The sequence below is a fragment of the Streptomyces sp. WAC 06738 genome (assembly GCF_003945505.1).
Lineage (GTDB): Bacteria > Actinomycetota > Actinomycetes > Streptomycetales > Streptomycetaceae > Streptomyces.
On the sequence record NZ_CP029618.1, the window covers coordinates 6560804 to 6580663 of the forward strand.

Consider the following 19860-nt stretch of genomic DNA (forward strand, 5'->3'; position numbering starts at 1 on the left):
CACGACGCGTGGCCGTGCGGGGGTACGGACTCCGGTCCGTGCCCCCGCGCAGGCGGGCCGAGCTGCGACTTCGCGACGCGTGCCGGGGCCCGCCGGGCGGGGTGGGGTACCCGGATGGGTGTCTCGGGAGGCCGGGGTGGGGGCGGGCGCGCAGCATGGGGGTATGGATGCCGAGCGGATGTCTGGGATCGATCCCGCCTCCACCCCCAGCGGGGAAGGGTGTGCCGGGTGTCTGGCCGGGGAGGGGCCCGGGTGGTGGTTCCACCTGCGGCGGTGTGCCGCCTGCGGGCGTATCGGGTGCTGTGACTCCTCGCCCTCCCAGCACGCCAGCCGGCATGCGCGGGAGAGCGGGCATCCGGTGCTGACGAGTTTCGAGCCCGGCGAGGACTGGTTCTGGAACGCCGACACGGGGCAGTTCGTCGACGGCCCGGCGATGAGCCCGCCGCACGCGCACCCCGACGGGCAGCCGGTGCCGGGGCCCGCGGGGAAGGTCCCGCAGGACTGGCAGCAGCACCTCCACTGACGCGTCCCGGAGCTGTCGATGACGAATGTGCTTCCCACCGCCGATCCGTGGCCGGCGCTGCGCGTCGCGGACTGGGCGGACACGCGCGAGACCCTGCACATGTGGACCCAGATCGTCGGGAAGGTCCGCTTGGCGCTGGCGCCGATGGTCAACCACTGGTGGCAGGTCGCGTTCTACGTCTCCGCCCGCGGGCTGACGACGTCCGCGATCCCCGGCCGCCGCACGTTCGACATGGAGTTCGACTTCGTCGACCACCAGTTGCGGCTGCGCACCACGGCCGGCGCCGTGGAGACCGTCGCGCTGGAGGCGAAGCCGGTCGCCGACTTCTACCGCGAGACGATGGCCGCCCTGGAGCGGGCCGGGGTCGACGTCTCCATCCTCGCCCGCCCGGTCGAGGTGGAGGTGGCGATCCCGTTCGCCGAGGACCGCACGCACACCGCGTACGACCCCGCCCACGCGCACGCCTTCTGGGGGCAGTTGGTGCAGGCGTCGCGGGTGCTGAACGAGTTCCGCTCACGCTTCATCGGCAAGGTCAGCCCCGTGCACTTCTTCTGGGGCGGCATGGACATGGCCGTCACCCGGTTCTCCGGACGCACCGCGCCCGTCCACCCGGGCACCACCCCCAACTGCCCGGACTGGGTGATGACCGAGGGCTACTCGCACGAGCTGAGCAGCGCCGGCTTCTGGCCCGGCGGCGACGGCGAGGGCATGTTCTACGCGTACGCCTACCCGGAGCCGCCGGGCTTCAGCGACCATCCGGTCCCCGCCGGGGCCTACTCGCCGGAGTGGCAGCAGTTCCTCCTGCCGTACGAGACCGTACGCACCGCCGCCGACCCCGACGCCCTGCTGCTGGGCTTCCTGCAGTCCACGTACGAGGCGGCCGCCCTCCACGGCGACTGGGACCGCGCCGCCCTGGAGGACGACCCCGCCCGCCGGGCGGGACCGCGCTGACAGGAGGAGAGCCATGACCGACCGGAAGCCGGCCATCGACCTGGAGAACCTGCCCGCTCCCGAGACCGGGATGGTCGTGACGCTCTTCCTCACCGTCCGGCGCGTCGCCCGCTCCCGGGCCTTCTACAGCGAGGTCCTGGGCGGGCAGGTGGTCCTGGAGGAGAACCCCTGCATCGTCAAGCTCGCCAACTCGTGGGTGATCATGAACCCGGGCGGCGGCCCGACCCCCGACAAGCCGGACATCACCGTGGTGGACTACGAGCCCGGCGACACCGTCTCCAGCTTCATGAACCTCCGCGTCGCCGACATCGACGCGGTCTACCGGGACTGGAGCGCCAAGGGCGCCACCTTCCTCACCCCGCCCCTCGACCGCGGGCCGGAGAAGCGCTGCTACCTGCGCGACCCCGACGGCTATCTGATCGAGGTGGGCCAGGCCACCGGCATGCTCGAAGGCGTCTTCGCGAAGAAGCGCCCCGAGGACCTGCCCGGCTGAACGACCGAGCCGCGCGCGGGATCCGGGCCGACCCGCCGGTGCGGCACGCCGCTGCCGCCGATCGGGTGAACGCCGTGTCCGCCGTCGGAGTGGCGGGAGCACCGGTGACCCGTCCGGCCCAATCATGGGGCCATGACTGTGCGTACCGCTGACGGAGCGGCATCGGTGGACCGGGCGATGGCCGCGATGTCCGAGGCCGGCGTCCGGCTCATCGCCTTGAGCTGGGTCGACAACGCGGGCATCGGCCGGGTCAAGACCGTGCCGCTCGCCCGGCTTCCCCGGCTCGCGGTCCACGGCGTGGGGATGTCCCCGGTGTTCGACACCTTCCTCGTGGACGACTCGATGGCCCGCACCGACGGCTACGGCGGCCCCGTCGGCGACCTGCTCCTCCTGCCGGACCTGCACCGGCTCACCCGGCTCGCCGCGCAGCCCGGCTGGGCGTGGGCGCCCGCGGACCGGTACAGCCAGGACGGCGAGCCGTACCCGGGGTGCCACCGGTCCTTCGTCAACCGCATGGTGCGCGCCGCGGCCGGCCAGGGGTTGAGCCTGCGGATGGGGTTCGAGGCCGAGTGGAGCGTCGGCCCCGGCGCCCTCGGCGAAGGGCCGGCGTACGGGCTGTCCCGGCTGGCGGACTCCGGCGCGTACCTCCTCGACATCGTCGACGCGCTCACCGCGCAGGGCGTGGAGGTGCTGCAGATCCACCCCGAGTACGAGCCGGGGCAGTTCGAGATCTCCACCGTTCCGGAAGCCCCGCTGGACGCCGCCGACACCGCCGTCCTCGTCCGGCACACGGTACGGGCCGTCTCCCACGCCCACGGGCTGCGGGCCTCCTTCGCGCCCCTCCCCGGGCACTCCGGCATCGGCAACGGCGGGCACGTGCACCTGAGCCTCTGGCGCGGCGAGAAGAACCTGATGCACGGCGGTACGGGCCCGCGCGGCATGACGCCGGACGGCGAGGCGTTCCTCGCCGGGCTGCTGCGGTCGCTGCCCGCCCTGACCGGCGTCGGCTGCCCCTCCCCGGCCAGCTATCTGCGGCTGGCGCCGTCGTCGTGGTCGGGCGCCTACCGCTGCTGGGGCTGGGAGAACCGGGAGGCGGCGCTGCGCTTCATCACCGGACCCGCGGGCGAGGCGGCCCAGCGCGCGAACGCCGAGCTCAAGTGCTTCGACCAGGCGGCCAATCCGTACCTGGTGGTGGGCTCGGTCATCGCCGCGGGGCTCGCCGGCCGCGAGGACGCGCTGCGCCTGCCCGCGGAGTTCACCGACGACCCGGCCCACGCGGACCCCGGTGAACTCGCACGGAGCGGCATCGAGCGGCTGCCGACCGGTCTGGCGGAGGCGGTACGGCACCTCAGGGGCTCGGTCGTGCTGCGCAAGGCGATGGGGGACCACCTCTTCGACGCGCTGCTCGCGGTACGCGAGGCGGAGGAGAGTCTCTTCGCCGACCGCTCCCGGGCCGAGACCGTCGACGCCACCCGCCGGCGGTACTGACCGGGACGTACGGTCAGGACCGCCGGTCCCGTCAGCCGAGCAGCCGCCGCAGTTCCTCGGCGAGTTCGCGCGCCCGCTCCAGATCGGCCGGTGCCGGAGCCCCCGCCCCGCGGGTGTCCGGGCTCGCCCCGGGGGCCTCGGCGCCCGCGGCGCCGAGCGCGCTCAGCCGTACGGTCTCGCTGGTCTCGGAGACGTCGATGTCGAAGACCACGCGGTCGGCGCGGTGCCAGGTGGTGAACCACTCCAGCGCGTGCCCGTGCTGGTCCGTGGTCTCGCCTTCGAGCATCAGCAGCGGGCCGCCCGGCTCGGTGCGCAGCGCCTCCGCGAGCATGTCGTCGGCCGCGACCGCGCGGACCTGCCGCCGCCCGCTGACCGGCCGCAGCCCGTAGTTCCGGGTGAGCAGCCGGTGCAGCGAGGCGTCGGTCAGGTCCTCGGCGCGCAGCCCCGGGACCTTCGCGGCGGGCAGCCAGGTGCGTACGTACGCCAGCGGGTCGCCGCCGACGAGGCGGAGGCGCTCCAGCTTCAGCGCGTCCGCGGTGTGCAGGAACGCCTGCGCGCGCGGCGGCGGGGTGCCGGGCCCCAGCGTCCGGACGACGGTGTGCAACTCCTGCCCGGCGACGGCGAACTGGTCGGAGAGCCCGGTCGCCCGCTGCACCAGCCGCCGGTACTCGGCCGGCGACGCCACCAGCGTCGGCCGCCCCTGCCGGCGGATGACCAGGCCGTCGGCCGCCAGTCCCGCCACCGCCTGGCGGACGACGCTGCGCCCGACGCCGAAGGTGGCGCACAGCTCGGCCTCGCTCGGCAGGGGCGCCCCCGGCGGCAGGTCGTGGCCCAGGATCTGCTGGCGCAGGGACTGGGCGACCTGCTGGTGCAGGGGCCGCGGGTCACTTCTGTCGACTGCCATATCGCCCGGAGTCTACGAGGCCGTCCCCGGCCGCTCCACGGCGGCCGCCGCGCTCGCCGCGGCCGACTCGCCCGCCTGCGCGGTCCGCCACACCTGGCCCCAGCCCGGGGCCAGTTCGGCCGCGCGCCGGGTGGCCAGCACCAGACTCGCCTCCCGGGCCACGCCCTTGCCCGCGATGTCGAAGGCCGTGCCGTGGTCGACGGAGACCCGGACGACGGGCAGGCCGACGGTGATGTTCACGCCGTCGTCGCCGTACACCGCCTTGAAGGGGGCGTGCCCCTGGTCGTGGTAGCAGACGACGACGAACTTCCACGCGCCCCTCACCGCGGCGGGGATGAGCGCGTCGGCGGGCAGCGGCCCGACCGCGCGGATCCCCGCGGCGTTCGCCCGCTCCACCGCCGGAGCCAGCACGTCGGCGTCCTCGTCGCCGAAGAGGCGGTTCTCGCCCGCGTGCGGGTTGAGCCCGGCGACGCCGATCGGCTCCTCGGGCAGGCCGAGGGCGCGGGCGAACGAACCGACGAGGCGCAGGACGTTGTCCGTACGTGCGGGGGAGACCCCGGCGATGGCCTCGGTGAGGGACACGTGGGTGGTGAGGTGGAAGAAGTACAGCTCGCCCGCGGAGAGCACGAGGCTGAAGTTCTCGACGCCGAACTCGTGCGCCAGCAGCTCGGTGTGCCCCGGCCAGAGGTGGCCGCCGGCGTGCATGGCGGCCTTGTTCAGCGGCGCGGTGACGATGCCGTCGACCAGCCCCTCGCGGGCCAGCGCGCAGGCGCGCTTGACGAAGCGGGCGGAGCCGTCGCCGGCCGCCGCGCTGAGTTCGCCGTACGGGACCGCACCCAGGGAGGGGCCGTCCTGCACCAGGTCGATGGTCCCCGGCTCGTTCCCGGCGTCGCGGGGCGAGTCGACGACGCGCACCGCGGCCGGGTCCTCGCCGATGAGCGCGACGGCTCTGCGGACGGCCTCGGCGTCGCCGATCACGACCGGCCGGCTGACGCCGCGCAGTTCGTCGTGGTGCAGCAGGGTACGGGCCGTGATCTCCGGTCCGATTCCGGCCACGTCGCCCAGGGTGAGGGCAAGCGTGGGCACCTGCGGGTCGTTCACCGGTGACTCCTCTCCGTTCGCACCGCTTGCGCGGCCTTGATCAGTACGTCGGGGCTGCCGAAGCCCCCGGCCTTGGTGGCCACGGGCAGACCGGCGGCCGGGCCGCCGACGACGACGCCGAGCGGCACGCCCGGCTCGACGGTGTCGTACAGCCTGATCCCGGTCCCGCCGAGGCGCGCCAGGACCGCGCGGGCGCCGTCGCCTCCGGTGGCGACGAGGCCGGCGATGGCGCCCGCGGCCACCGCGTGCGCGGCGGCGTCCGAGAGCCGGCGCGCGACCAGCTCCGGGTCGACGGCCGTGGCGCCCCGGTCCGGGGTGCTCAGCAGCAGCGTGTCCGGACGGCCGGCCGCGGCCGTCCGCACCCGGTCGAGGAACCCGGCCCAGCCGTCGTCCTCGGTGAGGTCCCGGGCGGTGGGCCGCAGGTGCTCGGCGGAGTGCGCGGCGAGGGCTTCGGCCTGTGCGCGGGAGGCGTCGTGCAGGCTGGTCACGACCACGAGGGCGGTGCACGCGGGATCCCCGGCGGGCACGGCGCCCGCGCGGTCCTCCGGCGCGGCGCCGGGCGCCCGCGCCTCCCGCCGCCACCGGGCGGCCAGCGGGCCCGCCAGGCCCGCGGAGCCGACGGCCAGTGCCCGCTCGCCGAGGTCCGCGACCGTCCGCGCGATCCGGTCCAGGTCCGCGTCGTCCGCGGCGTCGAGCACGACGATCCGGCTGCCCGCCGCGCGGACCTCCGCGGCCCAGGCGGCGGGTGTGCCCCGCGGATCGAGGCGTACGAGCGGCGCGTCCAGCAGCGTCGGCAGATGGCTGACCGTCACGGGCGTCACCGGGTCCCGGCCCACCGCGGTCTCGCCGACCGGGCGTCCCCCGACCAGCAGGACGCCGTCCACGACGGTGCGGCCCACGGCGGGGAAGGCGGGGCAGACGAGCGCGACGGTGCCGGGGGGAGCACGTCGAGCATGGCGTCGATCTCGGCGCGGACCGGCCCGCGCGCCGTCGAGTCGACCTTCTTGAAGAGGTGGGTCACGCCGCGGCGCAGCAGCCCGGTGGTCGCTTCGCGTACGAGGTCCGCCGCCCCGGCGGGCGGCCGGGCGCGGGAGTCCGTGGTGATCGCCACGACGGCGACGTCACCGTCGCTTTCGGCGTCCCCGGGCCGGTCCCCGCCCAGCCGCAGCAGGGTGGGCCAGCCCGCCTCGGCGAACCGCACGGCGGTGTCGCCGGCGCCGGTGAGGTCGTCGGCGACGATCGCCACCTCGTACGTCATGCGCGCTGCTCCTGCTCCGGGCGGTCCGCGAGGCCGCCCGCGGAGCCGCGCACGGTGCCGTCCGCGGGGGCGTCCGCGGCTGCTGCGGCGGCCGTCCCGGACGCCCCGGCCGCGTCCGCCGCCTCGTCCGGGACGCCACCCTGCCGCAGGGCGCCCTTCCGCTTCAGCACGTACGCCGCGAGCAGTGGCGCGACGATCGCCGTGACCAGGGCCGACGCCGCGACCTGTGCCGTGGCGGTGCCGACGTACTCCTCGAAGCGGGGGTCCGCGGCGGCCACGACGGCGGGGGTGGCGATGGCGTTGCCCGCGGTGGTGCCGGCGGCGAAGCCGAGGCCGGACATGGTGCCGCGGCGCAGGATGTACCGGTAGCCGAGGTAGACCAGGCCGCCGGTGAACGGCGCGATGACCAGACCGAGGGCCAGGCCGGTGACGCCGCCGGTGACGATGTCGCCGAGGTCGATGCCGGTGCCGAGGGAGAACGCGAAGAACGGGATGACGATGTTCGGCACCGGCTGGACGACCTTGCGCCACTCGGCGTCGACGTTGCCCACCAGCACGCCCAGCAGGAACGGGACGATCGCGCCGAGCAGGGCGAGGAACGGGATGTCGCCGAGGCCGGAGGCGCCGAGGAAGAGCAGCGTGAGGAAGGGCCCGTCGTTGACGGCGCTGGCCACGTACGCGCCGCGGTCCCGCTCGTCGCCGTACTGCCCGGAGAAGGCGAGCCACAGGCCGCCGTTGCTGTTGTCCATCGAGGCGAGCAGGGCGAGCAGCGAGACGCCCAGCAGCCCGTCGAGGCCGACGCCGAGCCCGAGCAGCACCACCAGCGTGGCCGGGATCAGGCTCTTCATCAGCAGCACCGTGCCCGCGTGGGCGAGGATCGGGCCGCCGGTGCGGAGGGAGACCTGGGTACCCGTCGCGAAGATCAGCAGGGCGATGAGGGGCAGCGCGCTGTCCTGGAAGAGCGCGGTGGTGAAGCTGCCGATCCCGAGGGCCCCGGGGGCGAAGGTGCCGAAGATCGCGCCGAGGATCAGCGGGATCAGCATCAGTCCGCCAGGTATGCGCTGCATGGTGGCGAACAGGGGGACCCTGGACTTCTCTGGACCGCTCACGCCAACCTCCTCGTCGGCATCAGGAACGGCGCGGGCGCCGAACTTGTACGTATCTGTTGTACGTACAAGATGCCACACCGGGCCGGGAAGGGGAAGCCTCGGCTGTCCGGACCCGGTGGCGGACGCGGAAAACCGGCCCTCGCCTGGGCGGGGGCCGGTGCGGAGGCCGCGGGGCAGGGCGGGGGGCGCGTCCCCGCTCAGATCCAGAAGACCTCGGTGGTGGCGGTCAGTTCGTCCGCGCCGGGCGCCGGGGTGGCGCGGCCCGAGCGGACCGTGCCGCCCGTGGCGAGCACCGAGCCGTCGGGCAGCGGCGTGGCGGTGCAGAGGTACCGGCTCGTGGCCATCCCCCCGGAGGCCGTCCACTCGCGGGTGAGCGGGTCGTACAGCGCCGCGGACGCGTAGCCGGTGGTGCGGGTGGCGCCGTCGGTGCCGCCGAGGACCAGCACCAGGCCGGAGGAGAGGGCCACGGCACGATGGCAGGTGCGGCCGTCCGGCATGTTCCCGCCCGGCGTCCAGGCGCCGGTCGCCGGGTCGTACCGCTCGGTGCGCCACTGGCTGAAGGGTACGAAGCCGCGCTCGAACCGGATGCCGGGGCTGTCGCCGCCCGTGACCAGCACGGTGCCGTCGGCCAGCGGCGTCGCCTGGTGGCCCGCGCGGGCGGCGGCCAGGCTGCCGGTGCGCGTCCAGACGTCGGCCGCCGGGTCGTACAGCTCGCAGAACCCCTGCCCGATGCCCCGGCCGCGGCCGATGCTCCGCCGGCCGCCGGCGGCGAGCACCCGGCCGTCCTGGAGCGGCACCAGGGGATGGGCGCTACGGGAGTCGGCCATGGGCGCGGCGGGGGCCCACTCGCCGGTGGCCGGGTCGAAGAGTTCGGCGGAGGACAGGCTGCGCCCCGGCGCCCGCGGGGCGCGGTCGCCCTCGCCGCCGGTGACCAGGACCCGCCCGTCGGGCAGCAGCACGGCCGCGTGCAGCGACCGGGCCGCGGCCATCTCGCCGGCCGTGGCGGTCCAGACGCCGGTGGCGGGGTCGTACACCTCCGCCGACCTCAGCCGCGCGGCCGGCTGCGACCCGCCCGCGCCGATCCCGCCGGCGACCAGGACCGTGCCGTCCCCGAGCACGGTGGTGCTGTGGCTGTGCCGGGCGGTGCCGAGTGCTCCGGTGCCGGTCCACGTGGCGGCCACCGGGTCGAAGAGCAGCGCCTCGGCCGTGGGTACGTCGCCCGCGAGGGCGCCCCCGGCGACCAGCGCCCCGCCGTCCGCCAGCGGCACCGCACCCTCCGCGGGGCCGAACCACCGGCGCGGCGCGGGGAGTTCGCCCGCGGGGAACCACGCGCCCGGCGGCGGGACCGCGGCCCCGCCGGGCGCCGCCCGGTGCAGGCCCGCGGTGAGGTTCGTACGTCGTGTCATCGCTCCGGCTCCGTCTCCTGCCCGCCCGTACCGTTCGGCCGTCCGCCCGTCAGGCGGTGAAGATCTCCGTGCTGCCGGTCACCACGTCCGCGTTGTCGGGCACCGCGGCGCCCGACCGGACCAGCCCGCCCGCCACCAGCACCCGGCCGTCGGCGAGTTCGGCGGCGGCGAAGGCCCACCGGCCCTCGACCATGCCGCCGGTCGGGGTCCAGGTCCGCGCCTGCGGGTCGTAGACCTCCGCGTTCTGGTAGCCGACGTCGAAGGTGGAGTCGTCGGTGCCGCCGATGACGAGGAGCCGTCCCGAGCGCAGCAGGACCGCGCGGTGGTGGCTGCGGCCCGTCGACATCCCCTCGGCGGCGCTCCACGCCCCGGTCGCCGGGTCGTACCGTTCGGCGGTCCACTGGCTGTAGGGGTTGTACGTCCAGTCGTCCTGGAGCCCCGGGCTGTCGCCGCCGGTGACCAGCACCGTGCCGTCCCTGAGCAGGGTCGCCTGGTGGCTCTTGCGGACGGAGCCGAGATCGCCGGTGGGGGTCCAGGTGCCGGCGGCCGGGTCGTACACCTCGCAGAAGGACTGGCCCGCGTAGAGGCCGCGGCCGATCGGGACCATGCCGCCGGCGAGCAGGACGGTGCCGTTGCGCAGGAGCACCGCCGGGTGGCCGCCCCGCGCGTCGTTCATCGGCTCCGCGGTCGGGGTCCACTCGCCGGTGGCGGGGTCGTAGACCTCCGCCGAGTCCAGCGCCTTCTGGGAGAGCGCCGAACGGGGCGCCACGCCGCCGGTGACGAGCACCCGGCCGTCGGTGAGCACCGTCGCGGAGTGCGCGAACCGGTCCTCGTGCATCGCGCCGGTGGCGGTCCAGCCGCGGGTGGCCGGGTCGTAGACCTCGGCGGAGGCGACGCCCGCCTGGGACACGCCGCCGTACGGGCCGCTGAGGCCGCCCGCGGCGAGGACCCGCCCGTCGGCGAGCTTCGTCAGGGTGTGCAGGCGGCGGGAGACCGACAGCGCGGACGTGGGCTGCCACTCCCCGGCCGCGGGGTCGAAGAGGACGGCGGTGTCCTGCGCGTTGCGGCGGTGGTCCTCGCCGCCCGCCATCAGGACGGTCCCGTCGGCGAGCGGGACGGCGCCGCTCTGGGCGCCGGCCCAGTAGGCCGGTCCCGGCAGCGCGCCGGCCGCGGTCCAGGTGCCGGCCGCCGGGGCGGCGGCGGCCGGGGTCTGCCCCGCGGCCAGGGAACGGTGGGTGCTCACGGGGAGGTCTCCTCGGGTCGGGCGGCGGGCGGGGGTTCTGCGATCTCGTACGGGCAGACCAGGACCAGGTCGGCGACCGCCTCCGGGTTGAGCCGGTCGCCGCTGCGCAGCGCCTCCGGCAGCGCCGCGATCGCCTCGCGGGCCACGGTCACCGTCACCGTCGCGTCGTCGCGCACCTGGAGCGTCACCCCGGAGAGCGCGGCGTGCGGCTGGCCGTCCAGGGCCGGGTCGGCGGCGAGCCCGCCGTCGGCCCTGCCGCCGGCCGAGGTGGTGACCAGGACCGGCAGCGGCCCCTCGAAGAGCCGCAGGTACGGGGTGTCGGTGCCCGGCGCGGCGTCCCGGGACAGCACCAGCACCACCTCGGCCCGGCCGACGCGGATGCCGAAGTCCCGGAAGAGGTAGGGGAAGCGGTCCCTGGTGACGGCGAACTCCAGCGCGGCCGGCTCGGCACCGGCGGGGGAGAGGAAGCGGGCCCACCGGTCCGCGTACTCCCGCCGCCCGCTGAACGCCCGGAACAGGCCCTTGCCGCCGCCCGCGTGCACCCAGCGGGTGAGCCCGTCGCGCAGGTCGTCCCCGGCGGCCTCGGCCAGCGTCGGGCCGCCGTCGCGGGCGGTGTAGCGGAGGTGCAGCACCACGTCGGTGATCGAGGCGTAGTCGAACTGGCGGAACTTCGCCGGCAGTTCGAGCTGCCACTCGCTGATCACACCCTCACCTTCGAAGGGCAGGTACCGCTCGTCGTGCAGATCGGTCTCGAAGAGCCCGGCGTCGTCCTGGCCGGTGCTGGTGACGATGGACTGGACGGGGCCCGTGTGGTCGCGGAAGCGCGGGTCGGCCTCTTTGTCGCGGCCGTACGGCTGCCCGCCGGCGATCCGCGGGTCGGTCCGCACGCTGCTGTGCAGCAGCCGCGCGGTGAGGTTGACCGAGGTGTACGGGCCGGCGACGCACGGCACCGTGAGGGCGACGCTCTTGATCCGCCGCTGGTAGTGGCCGGGCCCGTCGACGTCGAAGAGCGCCTCGGGCAGCGAGACGTAGCAGCGGCCGGTCTCCTTCAGCCGCAGCAGCGCGCCGGGGTCGAACTGCGCCAGCGAGACCCGTTTGGTCAGCTCGAACTCGCGGGCGTCGGCCTCCAGGTACGCGGCGTCCATCCGGCCCAGGTCGGCGGCCAGCCGGTCGCCGGCCAGCAGCCCCTTGTGCAGGCTGTCCCAGTAGCCGAAGGTGATGAAGTCCGAGTCGGCGGCGCCCAGTTCGTGCCGCCACGAGCGCTCGGCGCGCTTCGCCACGTCGTAGGCGAGCTGGTACGCCTGGAAGTACGTGGTGGAGAGCTGCCCGGCCAGCCAGTCGTACAGCTCGGTGCCGGTGAACTTGCCCTTGAGGAAGTCCGCGACCTCCCGTGCCTGCTCCCGCTGCTTGTCGTGGTTGTCCAGCTCCCGTTCGGCGATGGCGTGGCGGATCTCGGCCGCGGCGGTCTCCTTGTCGAGCCGGGCGCCCTCCAGCCGCGCCTGGTCCGCCTGGAAGGCCCAGTCCTCGGCGCGGCGCTGGAAGCCGCCCTGGGTCTGGGCCACCGCCGCCTGGGTGGTCAGGTTCGAGGCGTAGGAGCTGAGCGAGCCGGACGAGCTGTTGAGGGCGCTCGTGAGGTTGCTGCCGCCGAACTCGAAGCCGGTCGTGAACGGGGAGCCGACCTTGGCCTGCCCCAGGAGGCTGGTGACGGTGCCGAGCGCCTGCACGCCCGTCGCGATGTACTGGAAGGTCTTCGCCGTGGCGGACAGGTCGGCGTACGAGGTCTCGTACCCGTTCACGTACTCCCGGGTCGCGTAGTACTCGCGCCGGTGCTCGGCGACGGCCTTCGCCCGTACGGCCGCGTCGTACGCCTCGTTCGCCTCGCGCACCTGCTGTTCGCGCACCGCGCGGGCCGCGTCGAGGAGGGCGGCCTCGTGCCCGGCGCGCAGCCGCTGGAGCGCCTCGCCGTCCCGCTTCTCCAGCGCTTCGAGCAGCCGGGCGCCGAAGTCCCGTACCTGTGAGGTGAGTTCCTTCGCCTGGGCGGCCACCCGCGCGAACCGGTAGTGCGGCAGGGGGGCGCTGATGTCGTCGAGGACCTGGCCCAGGTCGACGCCCGCGGCGGCGGCCCGCGCCAGCAGCGAGGGGTCGATCGGCGGGCCGAACAGGGGCGTGGCCCGCCGTACGCCGTCGATGTCCAGCGAGTTGCGGATCTTGAAGAGCCGGTCGCCGACCGTGTCCCAGTAGCCGGCGAGCTTGTCGTTGCGGGGGAGGCAGAAGTACTGCAGCCAGCGGAGGTTCACCCCCGGCAGCAGGCTGGGCGTCACGTCGCTGCGGGGGCTGACGGCGCTGCCCGCGAGGAGGTTCTCGACGGCGACGACGGCGTCGGCGAGCGGCCGGTCGCTGTTGAGGAGTTGCCGGTAGCTCTGCGGGTCCGGGGTGCGGCGGGTGATCTCCTCCGGGGGGCGGCCCAGCAGTTCGGCGGCGAGGACGTAGAGCTGGGTGGCCTGGTTGATGGTCTCCAGGGTGTCCTGGCGGAACAACCGGTCGCCCCAGGCGATGAGGTTGTCCAGGTACTTCATGACCACGGCCTTCTGATAGGCGGTGGTACGGGTGCGGGCGACCACGTCCGGCTGGAACGGGTTCCTCAGCCAGTTCCGCACCGCCTTCAGCGTCTCGTCGTCGCCGCCCGCGGCCCTCTCCAGGACCTGTTCGATGCGCTGCTCGTAGTAGGTGTCACTGCCCGCCTCGAAGAAGGGCTTGGTGATCCAGAAGCGCTGCGGCCGGTCGGTGCCGGTGTCCCGGTTGGTGGGGTCGAAGATCCGGTGGAACCACTTCAGCGCCTCGTCGAAGCGCTGGTTGGCCGAGAGCCGCTCGGCGATGAGCAGCGGCACGTGGAAGAAGAGCTCCCAGTTGTACTCGGCGTAGGAGTCGCCGAGTTCGAACGTGACGGTTTCGGTGGGGTACGGCTTGACGATCCGGTCCCGGTCGCCGGTGTGCGGGTTGTACATGTCCGGCGAGGCGAAGTCGAAGGGACCCGTCCACCAGTCCGGGTGCAACTGGAGGTTCCGGTCGTACACGCCGGTGAGGCCGTGGCGCGCGTACTCGTCGAGAAACGCGCTGGTGTGCGGGTGGTACAGCGGTACGAACCGGAAGTCGACCTGCGTGTCCAGTACGGCGCCGAAGGCGCCGTCGCCCAGCGATTCCCCGCCCCCGGCAAGACCGGACCCGGCAAGCCCTGGTCCGAGGGCCGGCGGACCCGGCACGTCCTGCCCCTCCAGCAGGTAGGTGCGCCTCCCGTCGGAGAAGTACTGGAGGTAGCGCTGCGCCGGGTCGCCGAACTGCTGCGACTCGTAGGTGCGGTACAGGTGCGGGCCGGGGGTCGCCTGGAGCAGGTAGACGCTCCTGGGCTGCCCCGGGACCGCGGTCGGGTCGATGACGGACATGTGGCCCCAGGCGAGGCCCGGGAGGATCTCGTCCTCGACGCGCTCGTTGTAGGAGATGGTGGTGAAGTCCGTGCGCGGCACCGGCATCGGGCCGGTGTACGTCTCCCGCGGCCTCAGGTCCATCGCGTAGGTGTAGACGCTGTTGCGCAGGCTGAAGCGGAAGTTCCCCGAGATGTGGTGCGTGGGGTTCGGCGAGATGACGTCGCTGTACACCAGCCACAGGAGCAGGTCCCCGGTCACGGCGTCGATCTCGGGCAGCAGCACGTAGGTGTCGATGTTGCCGGCGGCCGGGAGGCCGAACCGGAGTTGCGTGTACAGCGCGCCGTCGGCCAGCTTCTTGGCCTCCCAGCCGCCGTCCGCGTACCGGCTCCAATGGAGCTGGATCTTCCAGTACTTCAGCGGGTCCGGCAGCTCCGCGCCCTGGTCGAGCTTGAAGGGGACCTTCTCCTGCTGCTCGGTGAGCGAGGTCCAGAAGAGGTACAGATGGCCGTTCCACACGATCGGGACGAGCGCGTCGGTCTCGATGTCCAGGTCGACCTTCTCCCACGGCGACCAGGTGGTGCGGTCCTCCCAGCGGCGGAAGTAGTAGCCGCCGGGCGACGACTCCGTGCGGGCGAAGACGTACACGGTCTCGCCGTCCGGCCTGGTGTGCCGGTACGAGCCGATGGGCCGCAGGTGCGCGATGGCGTCGAGCTTCTCCAGGTAGTGCAGGAACGCCTTCTCCGCGTGGGCCTCGGTGAGCTCCTTCTGCATCAGCTCGTTCTCCAGCTCCGCGAACTGGGGCGACTTGCCGAGCCGCAGATCCGGCTCGAAGTAGTTCTCCGGATAGAGGAAGACCTTCTGGTTCGCCTCCCACAGCCGGTACGCCTTCATCCACTCCCAGCGCTGCCAGTACTCCGCGTCCGGGTAGACGAAGACGTCCTCCAGGTTGAGCTGGATGCGCTGGATGTAGAGCTGCACGCTGAAGATCGCCTGCGCGATCCGCGTGGTGAGCTGGGCCGGGCCCATCTCCACGTCGATGAGGAAGTAGTCGAAGAGCGTGTGGGAGTCGTGCCAGTAGGGCCGGTCCTGGTGGTCGCGGCGGGGGTTGGCGATCAGGTGGCCGACCAGCGCCGCCCGCTGCTTCTCGCGCAGCGCGTCGCGCAGGGTCCCGCCGGCCGCGGGCCAGTCGCGCAGGCTGTGCCGGGCCTTCGCCGCCTGCCAGGCGGACTGCGCGGCCTCCGGGCCGAGGTCGGGCGGCAGCCACTCGGCCGCCCGCTCCGCCGACACGCCGAGCTTGTGCACCAGCGTGATCGCGGCGAGCACCTGCAGCAGTCCCTCCTCCCCGTAGAAGTCGGCGGGGGCGGTGAGCCCCAGCAGGCCGGCGCCGGTGAGCACGTCGAGGTCGGCGCGGTCCCACTGCGTCTGGCGGGCGAGTTCGGCGAGCACGTCCGCGGTCGTGGCGCCCGGGACGCGGGCCGCCGCGAACACGGCCTGGAGGGTCGGCGCCCGGCCGGGCACGCGGTCGCGGAGCCGGGCCAGGCCCAGCAGCCGTACGAACCGCGCGAAGAGCGGCGACGGGCCGGGCAGGACTTCCGTCGGCAGCGCGTTCGGGTCGAGCCAGCCGGCGGACGCCGCGTACCCGAAGATCCACGGGATCTCCTCGGCCGTCACCCGCAGCCGGTCGAGCAGCAACGCCACGCGGTGGACCAGCGCCAGGGTCGTGAACTGCTCGGGGAAACCCGCGGGTGTCACCGCCACCGCCGGGTCGCTGCCGACGAACCGCGGCGCGAGGAAGTCCTGCAGCGCGGTCGGCTTCGACGGCGACCGCAGATACGTGCCGAGCAGCGCGTCCGCGCTCGCCGCGTCGAGCCCCGCGGCCTGGCCCACCTGCTGCTTCACGGTGATCTCGCTCAGCACCCGGCGCAGATACGGGTTCAGCCGCTCCAGCACGAGCTGGAACCGGGCCGCGGGCGAGGTCCGGCCGTCGAACAGCGCGTGCCGGTCCGCGGCGGTGAGGAACACGTCGGCGGGCGCGGGCGGTTCGTCCTGGACCCGGGCCAGGGCGTCGACGGCCCGCCGGTACGCGTCGTCGTCCCAGGCGGCGCGGACCGCGTCGAGGTCGTCCGGCGGCAGGTAGGCCCGGGTGCACAGGGCCCGGCGGGAGACGTCGTAGAACACCGTGCCGGACAGCCTCGCGGGGAGTTGCAGCGCGGGTGGCTCGGCGTCCAGGGGCGCGGCGTACAGCGGCGGGCGCAGCGCCTTCATCCGGGTGGCGGCGAAGGTGCGGGGCGCGTCGTAGAGGGTCCGCACGGCGGCGCGCCAGGCGGGGGTCGCGCCGGGCAGCCCGGTCAGGGTGTCCCGCTGGGCGTCCGTCATCGGCCCGGTGAACACCAGCAGTCCGGTCTCGGCGTCGTAGCGGACGGGGAAGCCGGAGAGCCCGTAGAGCGCGTCCGGTACGGAGTCGACGGCGACGGTGTACGCGAGCGTGCCGAGCAGCGTGGAGACGGCCTCCTGGACCAGGGCGGTGTCCCAGCCGAGGAGCGCGAGGTCCTTCTTGGTCAGGTCGCCCTTCTCGTCGCTGGTCTGCGCGGTCTGCTGGTAGACGGCCTGGAGGGCGCCGCGCAGCGCCGTGAGCGTCGCCGACAGGGCGTCGGCGGCCGGCACCGGGCTGTCGTGGGCGGGCACGGTGGCGGTGAGCACCGCGTCGGCCTCGGGCACGGTGAAGCCGCGGGCGGCCAGCGCGTCCACCGCGTCCAGGAACCGCTCGGTGGCGACGACGAGCGCGTCGACCGGCGGCAGCGCGGCGGCGGGCGCGTCGGGGTGGCCGGGCCGGGTGAGGGCCCGGCCGGTGGCGAGCTCCGGTTCGTCGCCGCCGGGTACGGGCAGCAGGGGGTGCGCCGGATGCGCCATCGGCAGCCCGGAACTCAGCTCCGCCTCCCCGCCGCTGAACCCGTCCGGCGGGACCGGGAAGGGGCCGCCGCCCCCGTACAGCTCGATCAGCCGCAGCAGGTCGGCGATCGACATGTCCAGCGCGCGGGCGAGGACGACGGTCCGGTACAGGGCGGAGAGGTTCGCCAGCGTCAGCAGCCGGTTCGGGGCGACCGAGCGCGGTCCCGTGGTCAGCTCGGCCAGTTCGGCGTCGGTGACCTCCAGGACGGCGAGGAGCGCGGAGGTGACGGCGGGCGCGAGCAGGTCGCCGACGACCGCCACCTCGGTGCGGGCGGCGTTCAGCGCGAACGGGCCGACCTGCCCGGGTTCGAGCTGCACGACGCTCGGGTCCAGGAACAGCCGGTCGTACAGCGGCGGCCGGTCCGCCGTCGCGTAGAGGTGGGTGGGCAGCGGCCCGTAGAAGACGAGGACCTGCTCGCGGGTGAGCCGCAGCCGGTCGGCGAGCCGCCGGACGGCGACGGCGCCGCGCAGCGCGGTGGCGTCGAGCCGGCCCTGGGTGCCGGCGGACATCAGCACGAGGTCGAGGTCGAGGGCCGGCCAGCCGAGCGCCCGCCGCAGGCGGACGAACCGGTGGAGGCGGTCGAGCACCGCCGGGTCGAGACCGGCCAGGAACAGGTTGTTCGTGTCGCAGGCGGGGCCGCCGTCGCTGCCGATGATGTGCACGGTCCCGTACGGGTTGACGAACCGGGTGTCCAGGACCGCGACCAGCTCGGCGTAGACCAGGCCGGTCGCGTCGAGCATCCGCCGCACCACGGTCAGGTCGCGGACCAGCGCCTCGGGGTCGGTGCCGGCCGGCCGCCCGTAGAACTCCGCGAGCGTACGGGCCGGATCCAGCGGCTCGCCCGTCACGATCCGCCCGCCCACCGGCGGCAGCCCGGCGCGCTCGACGGCCACGGCGGTCCCGGTCGCGGTGGCGGGGCGCAGCGCCGCCTGCAACTCCTCGCGCGGGACGCCGAGATGGGCGAGCGAGACCCGGGTCTGCTCGCGCCACAGGTCGAAGGGCAGGCCGAACGGGTAGACGGCCCGGCGCAGCACCTCGTACGCGCCCGCGTTCACGTGCTGCGGCTGCGCCCGCAACTGGGCCGGGTCGCCGCTGGTCTGCCGGTCGGTCGCCGGGATGTGGACCGGCGAGACGACGTCTTCCAGCAGCTCGTTCACCAGGTCGACGTACGGGAGGTGCAGGTTGGTGTTGTCACAGGTCAGCTCGGTGTCCCAGAGGTCGGGCCGGCGCCGGTAGAGCGCGTTGGCGACGTGGCCCTCGTCGCCCGGGGGCCCGGGGTCGCCGTAGATGCCGAGGTCGCGGAGCGAGAGCAGCAGGTCGACGAGGTACGCGGCCTGGCCGTGCACGGAGCGGCAGTCGGAGCAGGCGCAATAGTCCACCGAGCCGAACAGCTCCTCCCAGTCGGGGATCTGCGCGGTGAGTCCGGCGGAGGCAGCGGGGGAGGACAGCCACGGCATGGCGAAGTGGGCGGCGGTGCGCAGGTCGGCGACGAGCGTGACCGAGGTGGCGTGCACCTGTCCGGCGCGGGCGTGCACGGCCCGCGCGCGTTCCTCGCCGAGGTCGTCGGCGAGGTGCCGGACGAAGGTGTCCCGGCCGGCCTTCGCCACCTCGTACGCGGAGTCGTAGCCCTTCTCGCGCAGGGCGCGCACGGCGTCGTATCGCGGGGTGAGGACCGCCAGGCGCTGGACGCCGGCCAGTTCCTCGCGCGCGCTCTCGTCCGGCACGGTGACGGCGTCGACGCGGGTGGCCGTCAGGTCGAAGCCGGGGTGGCCGGCGAGGAACCGCGCGGCGGGCGAGCCGGGCGCGGCTTCGGTCACGCCGTGGGCGAGGTGAGCCCCGGGGTGGGCCTCCGCGACGAGTCCCGCGACCAGTTCGCCGTACGCACGCTCGGCGGCGGTGCCGTCGTCCGCCGGGCCCAGCAGCGTCCGTACGGAGTCGGGGACGCCCGCCTCGGCGGCCAGCGCGGCCCAGTCCGCGCCGCCGAGCCGGACCAGCCGGGCCGGGTCCGGCGCTTCGCCCGGGTCGAACCGGTCCAGCAGGGCGCGGACGAGCGGCACGTTGCCCCCGGTGGCCGCGCCGAGTCGGAGCGTGAGCCGCAGCCGGTCCGCCTCCGCGGGCGGCAGCCAGGACCAGAACGCGGGCCCGTCCGCCCGGTCGAGCCAGCCGCGGTAGACCTCCGCGCGCCGGCCGGCGGCGGGCACGGCGAGCGCGAACAGCTCCGCGACCGGTGTCGCGGAGCCCGGTTCCGGCGCGGCCACCGCGGCGACCTCCCGGTCCCGCAGCCCGCGGACGAAGTCGGCGGCGGCGGGACCGGGGGCGCGGATCACGCCCGCGTCCCCGGCCGCGCGCAGCGTGGCCCGCAGCCCGGCCGGCGCGGTCCGCGCCAGCGCCGGCAACTCCGGCGGCAGGCCGAGCCGGAGGAGCCCGTAGAAGAGTTCGGCGGGTAACCCGGTGGCGGCGGCGTGCCGGGCGGCGGTGGCCGCGTACCCGATCTGGGCGGGACTGCGGCCCGTCGCGCGGGCCAGGTAGCCGAGATCCTCCGGGGTGCCGCGCGGGGTGACGTCTTCCAGCGGCACCCCGTCGAGCAGCGGCGTGAGTTCGGCCAGCAGCCGCGCGTACTCCGGGGTGCCGTCGGGCGGGAGTGTCAGCTCCACCCGCTCGCGGGGTCCGGGCGCGGGGCGTACCAGCTCCACGGTGTGCTCACCGCCGCCGGGGCGCGCGGCGGTCGCGCGGACGACGAGGTCCGCGGAGGTCTCGGGGGCGGGGTAGGTGAGGCGGTACGTGCCGTCCGGGCCGGTGACGGCGTGCCCGGCCGGCGACGCGGACCGCAGCCGGCGGAGCGTTGCGGTCACCGTCACGCCGGCGGCCGGCGATCCGTCGTGGCGGAGCACCGCTCCGCTCAGGGCGTACGGCGCGGGCCCCTCGGACCTGGCGGCGTCAGTGTGCGTGCCGGACATGTGTCCTCCCCGTCTGCTCCGTCGCCGCCGTCGGTGTCGTCACGAGAACCCCTTC

Annotated in this window: 12 protein-coding genes; 4 read left to right on the forward strand and 8 right to left on the reverse strand. The window is 74.8% G+C overall.

Annotated elements, in window-relative coordinates; genetic code table 11:
• Positions 1 to 163 precede the first annotated feature (163 nt).
• From DMB38_RS28705 to DMB38_RS28720, 4 genes are all read left to right on the forward strand, one after another.
• On the forward strand, positions 164 to 523 hold the full coding sequence (locus tag DMB38_RS28705) for a UBP-type zinc finger domain-containing protein (RefSeq protein WP_125937575.1): 360 nt from the start codon (positions 164 to 166) through the stop codon (positions 521 to 523).
• Between the two features lie 18 nt (positions 524 to 541).
• A complete protein-coding gene (locus DMB38_RS28710) occupies positions 542 to 1474 on the forward strand; it encodes a DUF5996 family protein (RefSeq protein WP_125937576.1) in 933 nt (310 codons plus the stop codon).
• A 13-nt stretch (positions 1475 to 1487) separates the two neighbouring features.
• On the forward strand, positions 1488 to 1967 hold the full coding sequence (locus tag DMB38_RS28715) for a VOC family protein (protein WP_125937577.1): 480 nt from the start codon (positions 1488 to 1490) through the stop codon (positions 1965 to 1967).
• A gap of 132 nt (positions 1968 to 2099) precedes the next feature.
• Complete coding sequence (locus DMB38_RS28720) at positions 2100 to 3455, forward strand: glutamine synthetase family protein (protein ID WP_125937578.1); 1356 nt, start codon at positions 2100 to 2102, stop codon at positions 3453 to 3455.
• A 31-nt stretch (positions 3456 to 3486) separates the two neighbouring features.
• On the opposite strand, the gene DMB38_RS28725 is transcribed toward DMB38_RS28720, so the two are convergent.
• The 8 genes from DMB38_RS28725 to DMB38_RS28755 all read right to left on the reverse strand — a co-directional run bounded on the left by DMB38_RS28725 (position 3487) and on the right by DMB38_RS28755 (position 19805).
• A complete protein-coding gene (locus DMB38_RS28725) occupies positions 3487 to 4359 on the reverse strand; it encodes a GntR family transcriptional regulator (protein ID WP_125937579.1) in 873 nt (290 codons plus the stop codon).
• Positions 4360 to 4371: 12 nt separating this feature from the next.
• On the reverse strand, positions 4372 to 5460 hold the full coding sequence (gene pdxA, locus DMB38_RS28730; RefSeq protein ID WP_125937580.1) for a 4-hydroxythreonine-4-phosphate dehydrogenase PdxA: 1089 nt from the start codon (positions 5458 to 5460) through the stop codon (positions 4372 to 4374).
• Positions 5457 to 6359: a nucleotide-binding domain containing protein gene (locus tag DMB38_RS37565; RefSeq protein WP_276314978.1), complete on the reverse strand. Its 903-nt coding sequence runs from the start codon at positions 6357 to 6359 to the stop codon at positions 5457 to 5459. The genes pdxA and DMB38_RS37565 overlap by 4 nt, the downstream gene beginning before the upstream one ends.
• Positions 6278 to 6718, reverse strand: a complete 441-nt coding sequence (locus DMB38_RS37245; RefSeq protein WP_276314979.1) for a four-carbon acid sugar kinase family protein — start codon at positions 6716 to 6718, stop codon at positions 6278 to 6280. Before DMB38_RS37245 ends, DMB38_RS37565 begins: the two co-directional genes overlap by 82 nt.
• Complete coding sequence (locus DMB38_RS28740) at positions 6715 to 7827, reverse strand: 2-keto-3-deoxygluconate permease (protein WP_240662514.1); 1113 nt, start codon at positions 7825 to 7827, stop codon at positions 6715 to 6717. Before DMB38_RS28740 ends, DMB38_RS37245 begins: the two co-directional genes overlap by 4 nt.
• 197 nt (positions 7828 to 8024) lie before the next feature.
• A complete protein-coding gene (locus DMB38_RS28745; protein WP_125937581.1) occupies positions 8025 to 9233 on the reverse strand; it encodes a kelch repeat-containing protein in 1209 nt (402 codons plus the stop codon).
• A gap of 49 nt (positions 9234 to 9282) precedes the next feature.
• The gene (locus tag DMB38_RS28750) at positions 9283 to 10476 is read right to left on the reverse strand and encodes a kelch repeat-containing protein (protein WP_125937582.1); all 1194 of its coding nucleotides are present in this window, start codon (positions 10474 to 10476) and stop codon (positions 9283 to 9285) included.
• Complete coding sequence (locus tag DMB38_RS28755) at positions 10473 to 19805, reverse strand: neuraminidase-like domain-containing protein (protein WP_125937583.1); 9333 nt, start codon at positions 19803 to 19805, stop codon at positions 10473 to 10475. Before DMB38_RS28755 ends, DMB38_RS28750 begins: the two co-directional genes overlap by 4 nt.
• Positions 19806 to 19860 lie beyond the last annotated feature (55 nt).